The following is a 15,103-nucleotide window of genomic DNA, read 5'->3' as shown; positions in this document are numbered from 1 at the left end:
TTCAGCGGCCCAGGTAGACCTCAATCACGCGCTCGTCGGCCTGCACCTCGTCGAGCGTGCCTTCGGCGAGCACGGCGCCATCGCACAGCACCGTCACCGTGGCGGCGATGGCGCGCACGAAGGCCATGTCGTGCTCCACCACCATCAGCGAGTGCCGGCCCTTGAGCGAGAGGAAGAGCTGCGCGGTGCGCTCGGTCTCTTCGTCGGTCATGCCGGCCACGGGTTCGTCGAGCAGCAGCAGCTTGGGGTCTTGCATCAGCAGCATGCCGATCTCCAGCCACTGCTTCTGGCCGTGGCTCAGCTCGCCGGCGGTGCGCGCCACGTGTTCAACCAGATGGATGGTCGTCAGCACCTCGGCCAGGCGGTCGCGCTGCTCGCCATTGGGCTGGAAGCGCAGGGACGGCCAGACGCGCTTGTGGGTCGCCAGCGCGAGTTCCAGGTTCTCGTAGACGCTGAGCCGCTCGAACACCGTGGGCTTCTGGAACTTGCGGCCGATGCCCAGCGTGGCGATCTCGGCCTCGCGGTGGCGCAGCAGATCGATGGTGGAGCCGAAGAACACCGTGCCCCGGTCCGGCCGCGTCTTGCCGGTGATGATGTCCATCATCGTGGTCTTGCCCGCGCCGTTGGGGCCGATGATGCAGCGCAGCTCGCCGGGCGCGATGTCCAGAGACAAACCGTTGATGGCCTTGAAGCCGTCGAAGGCGACGTGCACGTCCTCCAGGTACAGGATGCGGCCGTGCGTGACGTCCACCTCGCCCGGCACCAGGGGGCGCGCGAAGCCTGCCGCGCGGCCGCCCGAGGCGGTGTTGCCCGAGGGCAGGACGCCCGCGAACCGCTGCATGCGCTCGGCGCCGGCCTGCATCAGGTCGGGCGTCATGCCGAGCCTCCCCGGCGCAGCTTCTTCACCAGGCCCACCACCCCCTGCGGCAGGAACAGCGTCACCGCGATGAACAGGCCGCCCAGCACGTAGAGCCAGAACTCGGGGAAGGTCACGGTCAGCCAGCTCTTGGCGCCGTTGACCAGGAAGGCGCCGACGATGGGCCCGATCAGCGTGCCGCGCCCGCCCACGGCCGCCCAGACGGCGATCTCGATGCTGTTGGCCGGCGTCATCTCGCTGGGGTTGATGATGCCCACCTGCGGCACGTACAGGGCGCCGGCGATGCCGCACATCACGGCCGACAGCGTCCAGACGCTCAGCTTGTAGGGCAGCGGGTCGTAGCCGCAGAACATGGTGCGGCTCTCGGCGTCGCGGATGGCCTGCAGCACGCGGCCGTACTGGCTGCGCACCAGCCAGCGCGCCAGCAGAAAGCAGCCCAGCAGCGTGAGGCCCGTGAGCACGAACAGCACCATGCGCGTGGACGGCGTGGCGATGGGAACACCCAGGATGCGCTTGAAGTCGGTGAAGCCGTTGTTGCCGCCGAAACCGGTCTCGTTGCGGAAGAACAGCAGCAGCGCGGCGTAGGTCAGGGCCTGCGTGATGATGGAGAAGTACACGCCCTTGATGCGCGAGCGGAAGGCGAAGTAGCCGAACACGAAGGCCACGCCGCCCGGCACCAGCACGATGAGCGCGAGCGTGGCGAGGAAGCTGTCCGACAGCGCCCAGTGCCAGGGCAGCTCCTTCCAGTCCAGGAAGACCATGAAGTCCGGCAGCTCGCTCTGGTACTGGCCGTCGCGACCGATCTGGCGCATGAGGTACATGCCCATCATGTAGCCGCCCAGCGCGAAGAACAGCCCATGGCCCAGCGAGAGGATGCCGCTGTAGCCCCAGATCAGGTCCATGGCCAGCGCGCAGATGGCGTAGCACATGATCTTGCCGACCAGGCTCACCATGTAGTCGCTCAGGTGCAGCGGGTGGCCCGCGGGCAGCAGCAGGTTGAGCACCGGCGCCAGCGCGCACACGGCGAGCAGCGCGGCCAGGAAGGCGCTCCAGCCCGCGCGCGTGAGCAGCGGCGCGCGCGCGGGCAGCACCACGGTGGTCGGCGATGGCATCCGGCTCATGCTTCCACGCTCCTGCCCTTGAGGGCGAAGATGCCTTGCGGGCGTTTCTGGATGAACACGATGATGAACACCAGCACCGCGATCTTGGCGAGCACCGCGCCGGCCCAGCCTTCGATGAACTTGTTGATCAGGCCCAGGCCCAGCGCCGCATAGACGGTGCCCGCCAGCTGGCCGACGCCGCCCAGCACCACCACCATGAAGGAATCGACGATGTAGGCCTGGCCGAGGTCGGGGCCGACGTTGCCGATCTGCGAGAGCGCGCAGCCCGCCAGGCCCGCGATGCCCGAGCCCAGCGCGAAGGCCCAGGTGTCGATGCGCGCGGTGTTCACGCCCATGCAGGCCGCGATGGGCCGGTTCTGGGTCACGCCGCGCACGAACAGCCCCAGCCGGGTGCGTGCGATGAGCAGCGACACGCCGATCAGCACCGCCGCCGCGAAGGCCAGGATGATGAGCCGGTTCCACGGCAGGCTCAGGCTGCCCAGCACGGTGATGCCGCCACTCATCCAACTGGGGTTTTCCACCGCCACGTTCTGCGCGCCGAACAGGCTGCGCACCAGCTGCATGAGCACCAGGGAGATGCCCCAGGTGGCCAGCAGGGTCTCCAGCGGGCGGCCATAGAGGAAACGGATCACGGTGCGCTCCATCACCGCGCCCACCAGGGCCGAGGCGGCGAAGGCCGCGGGCAGCGCCAGCAGCAGGTAGAAGTCGAACCAGTCCGGCAGGTACTGGCGGAACAGGCCCTGCACCAGCCAGGTGGCGTAGGCGCCGATCATGATCAGCTCGCCATGGGCCATGTTGATCACACCCATGAGCCCGTAGGTGATGGCCAGGCCCAGGGCCGCGAGCAGCAGGATGCTGCCCAGGCTGATGCCGGTGAACGCCTGGCCCAGGCCGCTGGCCAGGGCGACGCGGCGGTCGATGGCCGCGAGCGACGCCGCCAGCGCGGTCTGGACCTCGGCACTCGCCTCGTTCTTCAGGCGCTCTTCGATCAAGGGGCGCACGATGGGCTGGCGCGCCTCGCCCAGCTTGAGGGCGGCGGCCAGGCGCTGGGCCTGGTCCGCGCTGGCGAGCTGCAGGGCCGCCTGCGCGAGCTCCAGCGACTGGCGCGCCCCCGCGTCCAGCCCGGTGGCCAGGGCTTTCTCGATCAGGGGCAGGCCTTCGGGGTCGGGGTCGTTGAAGGCGTTGCGCTGCAGGCTGCGCGCGGCCTCGCGTTGGCGCTCGGGACCGGCAGTGAACAGCTCGATGCCGGCCAGGGCGGTGTCGAGCGCGCCGCGCAGGCGGTTGTTGAGCATCGCGTCCTCGGCCGCGTCGGGCAGCGCCGCGGGCTGGCCGCTGAGGGCGTCGAGGGCGCGCTCGCCCTCGACGATGAAGACCTGGGAGTCGCTGAACTTCAGCGACTCGGCGGCGAGCGCGCGCAGCAGGGCCGTGGCGCGATCGTCGGCCGAGCCGGCGAGGCGGTGGATGGCGGCGATGCGGTCGTCCGTGTCGCCCCGCGCCACCGCGAGCGCGTCGGCCGCGCTCAGCGCCTGGACGGGTCCCGCCAGGCAGCACCAGGCCAGCAGCGCGGCACAGCAACGGACGATCACACCGCGCATCGGGCCTCCACCACCGGCTTACTTGGACGCCACCTTGGCGGCCTTGCTGGGCACGTTCTTCTTGCCCTTGTTCTCGGGGATGTAGTCGCTCCAGGGGTCGGCCACCACCGGGCCCGGGGTCTTCCACACCACGTTGAACTGGCCGTCGGCGCGCACCTCGCCAATGAACACCGGCTTGTGCAGGTGGTGGTTCTCCTTGTCCATGGTGGAGACGAAGCCGCCCGGTGCCGGGAAGGTCTGGCCCGCCATGGCCTCGCGCACCTTGTCCACGTCGGTGCTCTTGGCCTTGGTCACGGCCTGCGCCCACATGTTGAAGCCGATGTAGGTGGCCTCCATCGGATCGTTGGTGATGGGCTTGTCCTTGTGGCCGGCGATGTTCTTGGCCTTGGCGTAGTCGCTCCACTTCTTCACGAAGGCCGTGTTGGCCGGGCTCTTGATGCTCATGAAGTAGTTCCAGGCGGCCAGATGGCCCACCAGCGGCTTGGTGTCCACGCCGCGCAGCTCTTCCTCGCCCACGGAGAAGGCCACCACCGGCACGTCCTTGGCGGAGAGGCCCGCGTTGCCCAGTTCCTTGTAGAAGGGCACGTTGGAGTCGCCGTTGATGGTGGAGACCACGGCCGTCTTCTTGCCCTCGGCCGCGAACTTCTTGATCTTGGCGATGATGGTCTGGTAGTCGCTGTGGCCGAAGGGGGTGTACTCCTCCATGATGTCGGCCTCGCTCACGCCCTTGCTCTTGAGGAAGGCGCGCAGGATCTTGTTGGTGGTGCGCGGGTAGACGTAGTCGGTGCCCAGCAGCACCCAGCGCTTGGCCGATCCGCCGTCCTTGCTCATGAGGTACTCCACCGCCGGAATGGCCTGCTGGTTGGGCGCGGCACCGGTGTAGAACACGTTGGGGCTGAGCTCCTCGCCCTCGTATTGCACGGGGTAGAACAACAGGCCGTTGTTCTCTTCCACCACCGGCAGCACCGACTTGCGGCTGACCGAGGTCCAGCAGCCGAAGATCACCGCGACCTTGTCCTGCGTGAGCAGCTGCTTGGTCTTTTCGGCGAACAGGGGCCAGTTGGAGGCCGGGTCCACCACCACGGGCTCGAGCTTCTTGCCCAGCAGGCCGCCCTTGGCGTTGATCTCGTCGATGGCCATGAGCACCGTGTCCTTGAGCACGGTTTCCGAAATGGCCATGGTGCCCGACAGGCTGTGCAGCACACCGACCTTGATGGTGTCCTGGGCGTGCGCGCTCAGGCCGGTGAAGCCGAGCGAGGCGGCGGTGGCGGCGGCCGCCAGGGTCTTGAGCGTCAGGCGACGCGGTTGGGAGGTGTTCGACGACATGGCGCTTCTCCAGCTGGATCCGTTGGGGGCCCGTGGGACGGGATTCGCGCCGCTGAGGCGGGCCCGAAGGCCCTGACAGCGGACGAAACGGATGCTAGGAAGAAGCGGGGATGGCGTATGTACGCCGCTTGGCGTACGCGCCTCGGGCGAAGGCTGGGCGCGCCCCGGTGGGCGCGCCCGGCCGACCGGTCAGCAGCAGCGCCCCATGCGCGAGCCGTAGCGCGCGGCCTGGCGCTCGCGGAAGAAGGCCTCGTAGCTCATGGGCGGCTGGTCCGGGTGCGTGGCCTTCATGTGGGCCACGTAGCTGCCGTAGTCGGGCACACCGACCATGAGGCGAAAGCTCTGGGTCAGGTAGCGGCCGGCCCGCCCGATGTCGTCGAGCAGGCCCTTGCCGGGCGAAGCGTTCTCAGGCACCGGCATTGGCGCCGGCCGGCAGCGCTTCGAAGGGCACCTCGTTCGCGGTGGCGTGCCGCTCGGCGCGCGCCTGCAAGATGCTCTTGACGCTGTAGACCAGCACACTCAGCACCACGAACATGAACAGGCCGCACAGCACCGCGTCCAGGCGGTTGTTGAAGACGATGCGCGACATGGCTTCTGCCGTCTTGGCCGGCGCCAGCAGCACGCCCTGCTGGATGGCGTCGGCGTAGCGCTGGGCGTTGGACAGGAAGCCCACCTTGGGGTCGCTGGAGAAGATCTTGAGCCAGCCCGCCGACAGCGTGCAGACCAGCAGCCAGGCCGCGGGCGCCATGGTGACCCAGGCGTAGCGGTCCTTCTTCATCTTGTAGAGCACCACGGTGCCCAGCATCAGGGCCACGGCGGCCAGCATCTGGTTGGCGATGCCGAACAGCGGCCACAGGGTGTTGATGCCGCCCAGCGGGTCGACCACGCCCTGGTAGAGGAAGTAGCCCCAGGCCGCCACGCACAGGGCGGTGGCGATCAGGTTGGCGGGCAGCGAGTCGGTGCGCTTGAGCGCGGGCACGAAGCTGCCCATGAGGTCTTGCAGCATGAAGCGGCCCGCGCGCGTGCCGGCGTCGACCGCGGTGAGGATGAACAGGGCCTCGAACAGGATGGCGAAGTGGTACCAGAAGGCCATCATGGTCTTGCCGCCCACCACCTGGTGCAGGATGTGGGCCATGCCCACGGCCAGCGTGGGCGCGCCGCCGGCGCGCGCCAGGATGGTGTTCTCGCCCACGTCCCTGGCGGTCTGCACCAGCATCTCGGGCGTGATCACGAAGCCCCAGGTGGACAGCTTGGCCGCGACCAGCTCGGGCGTGTTGCCCACCAGCGCGGCCGGGCTGTTCATGGCGAAGTAGACACCGGGGTCGATGCAGGCGGCGGCGACCAGGGCCATGACGGCGACGAAGGACTCGGCCAGCATGCCGCCGTAGCCGATGAAGCGCGCGTGGGTCTCGTTGTCCAGCATCTTGGGCGTGGTGCCCGAGGAGATCAGCGCGTGAAAGCCCGACACCGCGCCGCAGGCGATGGTGATGAACAGGAAGGGGAACAGGTTGCCCGACCACACCGGGCCGTTGCCGGCCGCGAACTGCGTCATGGCGGGCATCTGCAGCGGCGGGGCGACGATCACGATGCCGATGGCCAGTGCGACGATGGTGCCGATCTTGAGGAAGGTGGAGAGGTAGTCGCGCGGCGCCAGCAGCAGCCACACCGGGATGGAAGCGGCGACGAAGCCGTAGCCGATGAGCATCCAGGTCAGCGCCTTGCCGTCGTAGGTGAACAGCGGCGCCCAGACCGGGCTCTCGTGCACCCACTGGCCGCCCACGATGGCCAGCATGAGCAGCACGAAGCCGATCACCGAGACCTCGCCGATGCGACCGGGGCGGATGAATCGCAGGTACACGCCCATGAACAGCGCCACCGGGATGGTGGCCGCCACGGTGAAGGTGCCCCAGGGCGAGTCGGCCAGGGCCTTGACCACGATCAGCGCCAGCACCGCGAGGATGATGATCATGATCATGAAGGCGCCGAACAGCGCGATCAGGCCGGGCACGGTGCCCATCTCCTGCTTGATCAGGTCGCCCAGCGAGCGGCCGTCGCGGCGCGTGGAGATGAACAGCACGATGAAGTCCTGCACCGCGCCGGCGAACACCACGCCGGCCAGCAGCCACAGCAGCCCGGGCAGGTAGCCCATCTGCGCGGCCAGCACCGGGCCCACCAGCGGACCGGCGCCCGCGATGGCGGCGAAGTGGTGGCCGTAGAGCACGTACTTGTGCGTGGGCACGTAGTCCAGGCCGTCGTTGTGGCGCCAGGCGGGCGTCATGCGCTGGCCGTCCAGGCCCAGCACTTTGGTGGCGAGGAACAGGCTGTAGTAGCGGTAGGCAATGAGGTAGACGCAGACGGCGGCGACCACCACCCACAGGGCGCTGACGGCCTCGCCGCGCCCCAGCGCCACGGCCGCGAGCGCGAAGGCGCCCAACACGGCCACGAAAAGCCACCCGAGGTGGCGACCCAGTCCAGACATGCCAGTCTCCTCTTGAGCCCCGCCCCCAGAAAAGGCGGGGCCGCCGGGCGCCGCGCAGTATGGTCAGCGCACCGCCGTGGCGCATCCGTTGCACCACGATCGATCCCGCGCGGCACCACTTAAGGGAAAACCCTTAATCACCCCCCGCAGCGCGGCGGCAGCGGGCTCAGGGCGCTTCGCGCGCGTGCTCCACCGCGTACTTGATGAGCTCGGCCTGGCCTTCGATGCCCAGCTTGCGCTTGATGCTCTGGCGGTGCGCCTCGACGGTGCGCACGCTCAGGTGCATGGCCTGGGCGATGTGCTTGCTCGATTCGCCCCGGCCCAGGGCGCTGAGGATCTGGCTTTCGCGCGGCGTGAGCATGGGCCGCGGCGCCTGGCCGCGGAACAGGCGGCGCGAGACGGCGGGGCTGAGGAAGGTGCCGCCCGCCACCACGGCGTCGATGGCGGCCAGCACCTCCTCGGCCGGCGTTTCCTTGAGCACGTAGCCGCGCGCGCCCGCCTGCAGGGCGCGCTGCACGTACTCGGGGTTGTCGTACATGCTGAACATCAGCACGCGCAGCGTGGGCTGGCGCGCCAGCATGGCCTGCACCAGGTCGATGCCGTTGCCATCCTTCAGGCCCACGTCCTGCAGCACCACGTCGGGCGGGTTCAGCTCGAGCTGGCGCAGCGCCTCGGCGGCGTCGCCGGCCTCGCCCACCACCTGCAGGCGCGGCACGCTGGACAGGCGCGCGCGCAAGCCCTCGCGCACCATGGGGTGGTCATCGACGAGCAGGATGCGGATGGGCTTGCCGGGGGCGTTCATGGGAAAGCTCAGGCGGACAGCGCGGCCTCCAGCTGGGTGCCATGGCCGGGCGCGGACTGGATGCGCAGGCGCCCGCCGATGGCCGCCAGGCGCTCGCGCATGTTGCGCAGGCCAATGCCGCGTTCCGGGTCGAGCTGCACGGCCTGCTCGTCGAAGCCTCGGCCGTCGTCGGTCAGGCTCAGGCGCAGCGCGCCGCCGGTGCCAAAGCCCAGCAGCAACTCGACCTGGCGGGCCTGCGCGTGCTTGACCACATTGGTCAGGCCCTCCTGGGCGATGCGAAAGAGCGCCGTCTTGACCTCGTCGCCCAGCTCGCGCGGCGCGCCCTCCAGGCGCACGGCCACCGCCAGGCCGCTGGCGTCTTCGACCTCGCGCGCCAGGTGCTGCAGCGCGGCGGGCAGGCCCAGGTTGTCGAGCAAGGCGGGGCGCAGGCGGTGCGAGATGCGCCGCACCTCCACCAGGCTGTTTTCGAGCTGGCGCAGGGCGCGCGCCAGGGACTCGCGATCGCCATCCGCCGCGCCCGCCTCCACCAGCAGCTTGCTCGACACCAGGGTCTGGCTGACGCCGTCGTGCAGCTCGCGCGCCAGGCGCGCGCGCTCGTCCTCCTGCGACTGCTGCACCTGGCGCGCGAGCAGGCGCAGCTTGTTCTCGGCCACGCGCTGCTCGCTGAGGTTGAGCGCCAGGCCGCTGGCGCTGATGAGGGCGATGCCAAAGGCCGCGATGCCGGCGATCCACAGCAGCGTGGTGGCGATGTTGCGGTTGGCCTCGCGCTCCAGCTGCGACAGCGTGGCCTGGATGCCGTCGAGGTACAGGCCGGTGCCCATCATCCAGCCCCAGCGCTCGAGCGCGATGACATAGCCCAGCTTGGGTTTGACCAGGCCGCTGGAGGGCTGTTGCCACAGGTAGTCGACGAAACCGCCGCCCGCGCGCGCCTGGGCGATCAGGCGCTGGATGGTGGGCCGGCCCTGCGGGTCTCTCAGCGCCCAGAGGTTCTGGCCCACCAGCTCGGTCTGGCGCGAGTGCATCAGCACCTTGCCCTGGAGGTCGTAGACGAAGAAGTAGCCGTCGGGGCCGTAGTCGAGCGACGCCAGCAGGCGCAGCGCCTGTTCACGCTCCGCCTCGCCGCCGCGCCGGTCGTAGAGCGGCCGCACCGTGCTCACGGCCAGGTCCACGTAGCTGCGCAACTCGCTGCGCCGCGCGTCCATGTAGGCGCGCTCGACCAGGGCGTACTCGCGCTGCGCCAGCGCGCGCTCCTGCTGCTGCACGGCCAGGGCGATGAGCGCGAGCGCGGCCAGCAACGGCAGGATGGCCAGCAGGAGGATCTTGGTGCGCAGTCGCATGGCGGGAACGGGCAGCGAACGCGGATTGTCCGCCAAGCGCGGCCCGCCCTCAGCCCCTCAGCGTCTCCAGCTGCCGCACGCGCTGCATCGCCATCGCCGCCGCCGCCGTGCGCGTCTCCACGCCCATCTTGGCGTGGATGCGCTCCAGGTGCTTCTTCACCGTGGCCGGGCTGGCGCCCAGGATGTCGGCGATGTCGCGGTTGATCTTGCCCTTGACGACCCAGTAGAGCACCTCGGCCTCGCGCGCGGTCAGGCCGAAGGCCTGCGACAGCGCGCTGAAGGCCGACTCATCCGAGGTCTCCTGCATCACGATCAGCCAGTCGCCCTGGCCCAGGGGATCGCCGTCCTCGTCGCCCACGCGCTGGTGCAGGCGAAAGCTCAGGCGGCGCGGACCGTTCTGCAGGGTGAGCCGGGGCGGCTCGCGCAGGGCCTGGGCGTCGGCCAGGTGGCGGCGCAGCCAGTGCAGCACGGCCTCGGGCGCGTGCACCGAATCGCCGCCGCCGTGCTGGCGCAGCAGCTCGCGCGCGAGCGGCGTCTGCCACAGCAGGCGGCCGTCGCTGGCGCGCACGGTGATGGTGGCGTAGCCGAAGGCGTCCAGCGCGTGGCGCGCCTGGCTGCGCTCGCGCGCGCCGTCGCGGGCCTGGCGCGCCTGGCGCAGGTGCAGGGCCATGCGGGCCATCACCTCGCGCGGCTTGACCGGCTTGGTCACGTAGTCCACGCCCCCGGCCTCGAACGCGGCCTCCAGGTGCTCGGGCTCGGTCAGGCCGGTCATGAAGATGATGGGCGTGGTGGCCGTCAGCGCATCGGCCTTGAGGCGGCGCGCCACCTCGAAACCGTCGATGCCGGGCATCAGCGCGTCGAGCAGCACCATGTCGGGCAGGGCCTGCCGCGCGCGGCGGATGGCGCTCTCGCCGTCGAGCGCGACGAGCACGGTGTAGCCGGCGCCGTCCAGCGCGTCGTGCAGGGGCGCCAGGTTGTCGGGCGCGTCGTCGACCAGCAGCACCACGCGGTGCTCGCCGCGCGGCAGGCGGGGCGACAGGCGCTGCGGATCGATGGCCTCAGACATGGTCCTGCCCCAGCTGCCGTTCGATGGCCTCGAAGCGGAACTCACGCGCCAGCGTGGCCAGCGCGGCGGCCTGGCCCGCGCGCTCGGGCCGCCGCCGCACCCAGTCGTCCAGCCACTGCAGGATGCCGCGCGTGTAGCCCAGGCGCACCAGTTCCAGCAGCGGGGCGATCTCCTCGCGCGCCGGGGGCGCCGCCTCGGGCCGCGCCAGCGGCGGCGGCTCGGGCGCCGCGGCCGCCTCGGTCCAGCGCAGGTCCAGTCGCTGCGCCAGCCAGGCCAGCAATTCCGACCGCCGCACCGGCTTGACGAAGAAGTCCTGCGGCGGCAGCGCCTCGCCGGGTTCCAGTTCGCTGTGCAGGCCCTTGTCGAAGGCGTTGGCCGAGACGATGGCCAGCGGCACACCGGCCCAGCCGGCGGCGCGCAGGCGCCGGCGCGTCTCCCAGCCGTCGATGCCGGGCATCGCGAGATCGAGAAACACCGCGTGCGGCGCGCGCGCCTCGCCGGGCCGCAGGCCGGCCAGCAGTTCCAGCGCGTGGTCGCCGCTGCGCGCCAGTTGCACCTCGAAGCCCAGCGGCTCCAGCCAGCGCTGCAGCAGCTCGCGGTCGGCTTCCTCGTTGTCCACCACCAGCACGCGGCAGCGCTCCCCCTCGTAGCCTGCCGGCAGCTCCACGCGCTCGCGCACCGGCAGCGCACCGCGCATCTCGGGCAGGAACAGGCGCACGGTGAACACGCTGCCCTGGCCCGGCGCGCTGCGCACGCTGAGCTCGCCCCCCATCAGGTCGGTCAGCATCTTGGCGATGGTCAGGCCCAGGCCGGTGCCGACCACGCCCGAGCGATCGCCGGCCTCGCCCGCGCCGCGCGCGAAGGGCTCGAACACGCGCTCGACGTCGGCGCTGCCCATGCCGGGACCGGTGTCGTGCACCTCGAAGTGCGCCATTTCGCGCGCGTGGCGCACGCGCAGGCGCACCTCGCCGGACCGGGTGAACTTCACGGCATTGCCGAGCAGGTTGATGAGGATTTGGCGCACGCGCTTGTCGTCGGCGCGCACGGCCTCGGGCAGGCGACCGTCGGTGTCGTAGACGAAACGCAGGCCCTTGGCCGCGGCCTGCAGCTCGAACAGGCCCGCCACCTCGGCCAGCGTGGCCGCGAAGGCCATGGGTTTGACGTCGAGCGCGAACTTGCCGGCCTCGATGCGCGCGATGTCCAGCGTGCCCTCGATGAGCGACAGCAGGTGTTCGCCGCCGCGGTGGATGACCCGGATGGCCTGGGCGCGGTGCGGCGCCAGGCCGCTGTCCTCCTGCAGCAGCTGCGCATAGCCCAGGATGCTGTTGAGCGGCGTGCGCAGCTCGTGGCTGATGGTGCTGATGTAGCGCGTCTTGGCCTGGTTGGCCTGCTCGGCCGCGTGGCGCGCCTGCTGCAGGGCCTCGTCGGTGCGGCGGTGCGACTCGATCTCCCGCATCAGCAGGTGGGTCTGCCGGTTCGACTCCTCCTGCGCCACCTCGCGGCTCTTGTGCGCCAGCACCAGCCACCAGGCCACCGTGGCGGCGATCAGCAGCAGCACGGCGTACACCCGCAGGAAGCCCGAGCGCAGCGCGGTGTCGAGCAGGGAGGCGCTGCCGCCGCCCAGGGTTGCCGCCAGGGACTGCACCTCCTGCCGGTACAGCAGCCCGAGCACGGCCGCCAGCAGCGGCGCCACGATGAGCATGAGCAGCAGGTAGTGCGCCAGGCCCGCGTCCAGGTAGGGCCAGGCCCGCCGGGGCAAGAGGCGGCGCAGGGCGCCGTTCCACTGCACCGACAGGCGTGCGTGCGGCTTGCACAGGTCGCCGCAGCGCGCGTCCAGCGTGCAGCACAGGGAACAGATGGGCCCCTGGTAGGCCGGGCAATGGGCCATGTCGGGCCCTTCGTAGACCTGTTCGCAGATGACGCAGACGCCCCCCGCGGCACCGCCGGCGCGCCCGCCCGCCATGGCGGGCGCACCGGCGGCCTGGCGGCGCCGGCTCCGCGGTGTGTCGGGGTCGGACGGCCTCGCGAGATAGAAGCGCCCCCGGGTGAGCCAGGCGATCGCTGGCGCGGCCAGGAAAGCCGTGACCATCGCGATCACGGCCGAGAACGCCTCGGCCGTGGGCCCCATCACGCCCAGGTGCGCGGTGATCGACACCACCGAGGCCAGCGCCATGGCACCCACGCCCACGGGATTGATGTCGTACAGGTGGGCGCGCTTGAACTCGATGCCGGGCGGGCTCAGGCCCAGGGGCTTGTTGACGATCAGGTCGGCCACCACGGCCATGATCCAGGCGATGGCGATGTTGGCGTACACGCCCAGCACCTGGCCCAGGGCCTGGAACACGTTCATCTCCATCAGAAGGAAGGCGATGAAGGTGTTGAACACCACCCAGACCACGCGGCCCGGGTGGCTGTGCGTGAGGCGCGAGAAGAAGTTGCTCCAGGCCAGCGACCCCGCGTAGGCGTTGGTGACGTTGATCTTGAGCTGCGAGACCACCACGAACAGGGCCGTGGCCGCCACCGCCCAGCCATGGGGCAGCAGGAAGTCGTAGGCGGCCAGGTACATCTGGTTCGGGTCGACCGCACGCTCGGCCGGCACGCTGTGGCGGATGGCCAGGTAGGCGAGCAGCGCGCCGCCGAGCATCTTGAGCACCCCGATCAGCACCCAGCCCGGGCCGCCAGCGACGACCGCTGCCCACCAGCGCAGGCCCCGGCCGGGCTGGCGCGCCGGCATGAAGCGCAGGTAGTCGGCCTGCTCGCCCATCTGCGTGATCAGGGCGATGCCCACCGTGAGGGCCGCACCGAACAGGTGCCAGTCGAAACCCATCGCGGTGCCGGACGCACCCGCGTAGTGCGCCACCTCGCGGAAGGTCTCGGGCGCGTGCACCGCGACGGCCAGGAAAGGCACCACCATCATCACCAGCCACAGCGGCTGGGTCCACATCTGGAAGCGGCTGATCACCGACACCCCGTGCGTCACCAGCGGGATCACCACCAGCGCGCAGATGAGGTAGCCCCAGGCGGGCGGGATGTCCAGCGCCAGTTCCAGCGCGTAGGCCATGACGGCGGCCTCCAGCGCGAAGAAGATGAAGGTGAAGGAGGCGTAGATGAGCGAGGTGATGGTCGAGCCGATGTAGCCGAAGCCCGCGCCGCGCGTGAGCAGGTCCATGTCCACGCCATGGCGCGCGGCATAGACGCTGATGGGCAGGCCGGCGAGAAAGATGATCAGGCCGGTGGCGAGGATGGCCAGCGCCGCGTTGGTGAAGCCGACACTGAGCAGCAGCGTGGCGCCCACGGCCTCCAGCACCAGGAAGGAGGCCACGCCGAAGGCGGTGTTGGCCACGCGCCACTCGCTCCACTTGCGAAAGCGCTGCGGCGTGTAGCGCAGCGCGTAGTCCTCCAGGGTCTCGCTGCCGACCCAGCTGTTGTAGTCGCGCCGCACCTTGATGATGCGCTGCGGGGCGTCGGGCGCGGCGGCGGCGGGATCGGCGGACGAGGCGTTCACGAGACTGGCGCTGCAGCTTTCATGCCACTACCCTCATCGGGTATGCGTCTTGCTGACCCGGCCCGCAGGAGAAACCGACCACCATGGACCTGACCCCGCGCGAGAAGGACAAGCTGCTCATCTTCACCGCCGCGCTGCTGGCCGAACGCCGCCGCGCGCGCGGCCTCAAGCTCAACCACCCCGAGGCCATCGCCCTGATCACCGCCGCCGTGATGGAGGGCGCGCGCGACGGCCGGACCGTCGCGCAGCTCATGAGCGCGGGCCGCGAGGTGCTCACGCGCGCCGACGTCATGGACGGCGTGGCCGAGATGATTCCCGACATCCAGGTGGAAGCCACCTTCCCCGACGGCACCAAGCTGGTTACCGTCCACCAACCCATTCCATGAACGAGGAGACACACCTATGACACAAGGCCACTGGATCAAGGCCCTGGGCGCCGCCGCGCTCGCGGGCACGGGGTCGATCGCCCTGGCCCACGTGGGGGCCGACGGACACGGCCACCACGGCTTCTTCGCCGGGCTGCTGCACCCCATCACCGGCCCGGACCACCTGGCCGCGATGCTCGCCGTGGGCGTGTGGAGCGCGGCCACCACGCGCCGCGTGTGGACCGCCCCCCTCGCCTTCGCGCTCACGCTCCTGGCCGGCGCCCTGCTCGCCCAGGGCGGTCTGGGCCTCCCCGCCATCGAACCCATGATCGCCGCCTCGCTGCTGGTGGTGGGCCTGCTGCTGGCGGCGCGGACGAAGCTGCCGCCAGGCGCGGGCGCGCTGCTGGTGGGGGGCTTCGCGCTGTTCCATGGCGCGGCGCACGGACAGGAACTCGGCGGGCTGGCCGCCCTGGCCGGCATGGTGGCGGGCACGGCCCTGCTCCACGGGGCCGGCATCACCCTGGGCCGGCGGCTGCGGCACCACAGCGTGTGGTGGACGCGCGCGGCCGGCGCGGTGGTGGCCCTGATGGGCCTGAACATGGGCTGGGGCCTGCTGGCGGGTTGACGGCC

The 15,103-nt window shown here is 70.6% G+C and carries 12 protein-coding genes; 2 read left to right on the top strand and 10 right to left on the bottom strand.

The window, feature by feature from the left end; all coding sequences use genetic code 11:
- Position 1 precedes the first annotated feature (1 nt).
- From urtD to DY262_RS13075, 10 genes are all read right to left on the bottom strand, one after another.
- Positions 2–877, bottom strand: a complete 876-nt coding sequence (gene urtD, locus DY262_RS13120) for an urea ABC transporter ATP-binding protein UrtD (RefSeq protein WP_116959499.1) — start codon at positions 875–877, stop codon at positions 2–4.
- Entirely contained in the window at positions 874–1,998 is a 1,125-nt protein-coding gene (gene urtC, locus DY262_RS13115; RefSeq protein ID WP_425459294.1) for an urea ABC transporter permease subunit UrtC, read from the bottom strand. The genes urtD and urtC overlap by 4 nt, the downstream gene beginning before the upstream one ends.
- Positions 1,995–3,593, bottom strand: a complete 1,599-nt coding sequence (urtB, locus tag DY262_RS13110) for an urea ABC transporter permease subunit UrtB (RefSeq protein ID WP_181936494.1) — start codon at positions 3,591–3,593, stop codon at positions 1,995–1,997. The genes urtC and urtB overlap by 4 nt, the downstream gene beginning before the upstream one ends.
- A gap of 18 nt (positions 3,594–3,611) precedes the next feature.
- Entirely contained in the window at positions 3,612–4,919 is a 1,308-nt protein-coding gene (gene urtA, locus DY262_RS13105; RefSeq protein WP_116959497.1) for an urea ABC transporter substrate-binding protein, read from the bottom strand.
- A gap of 189 nt (positions 4,920–5,108) precedes the next feature.
- Complete coding sequence (locus DY262_RS13100; RefSeq protein ID WP_070397764.1) at positions 5,109–5,303, bottom strand: YbdD/YjiX family protein; 195 nt, start codon at positions 5,301–5,303, stop codon at positions 5,109–5,111.
- 22 nt (positions 5,304–5,325) lie between these two features.
- Complete coding sequence (locus tag DY262_RS13095) at positions 5,326–7,398, bottom strand: carbon starvation CstA family protein (protein WP_116959496.1); 2,073 nt, start codon at positions 7,396–7,398, stop codon at positions 5,326–5,328.
- Between the two features lie 166 nt (positions 7,399–7,564).
- Positions 7,565–8,200, bottom strand: a complete 636-nt coding sequence (locus DY262_RS13090; RefSeq protein ID WP_116959495.1) for a response regulator — start codon at positions 8,198–8,200, stop codon at positions 7,565–7,567.
- A gap of 8 nt (positions 8,201–8,208) precedes the next feature.
- Entirely contained in the window at positions 8,209–9,537 is a 1,329-nt protein-coding gene (locus DY262_RS13085; RefSeq protein ID WP_116959624.1) for a cache domain-containing protein, read from the bottom strand.
- A 49-nt stretch (positions 9,538–9,586) separates the two neighbouring features.
- Entirely contained in the window at positions 9,587–10,603 is a 1,017-nt protein-coding gene (locus DY262_RS13080; RefSeq protein ID WP_116959494.1) for a response regulator, read from the bottom strand.
- A complete protein-coding gene (locus DY262_RS13075) occupies positions 10,596–14,108 on the bottom strand; it encodes an ATP-binding protein (RefSeq protein ID WP_116959493.1) in 3,513 nt (1,170 codons plus the stop codon). Before DY262_RS13075 ends, DY262_RS13080 begins: the two co-directional genes overlap by 8 nt.
- Before the next feature lie 83 nt (positions 14,109–14,191).
- Here DY262_RS13075 and DY262_RS13070 point away from each other — a divergent pair, with 83 nt between their 5' ends.
- Both DY262_RS13070 and DY262_RS13065 read left to right on the top strand, forming a co-directional pair.
- Complete coding sequence (locus DY262_RS13070; protein WP_070397473.1) at positions 14,192–14,494, top strand: urease subunit gamma; 303 nt, start codon at positions 14,192–14,194, stop codon at positions 14,492–14,494.
- A gap of 16 nt (positions 14,495–14,510) precedes the next feature.
- On the top strand, positions 14,511–15,098 hold the full coding sequence (locus DY262_RS13065) for a HupE/UreJ family protein (protein WP_116959492.1): 588 nt from the start codon (positions 14,511–14,513) through the stop codon (positions 15,096–15,098).
- Positions 15,099–15,103 lie beyond the last annotated feature (5 nt).

Source organism: Hydrogenophaga borbori (assembly GCF_003417535.1).
Lineage (GTDB): Bacteria > Pseudomonadota > Gammaproteobacteria > Burkholderiales > Burkholderiaceae_C > Hydrogenophaga > Hydrogenophaga borbori.
This window is presented reverse-complemented; position numbering and strand designations above follow the sequence as displayed.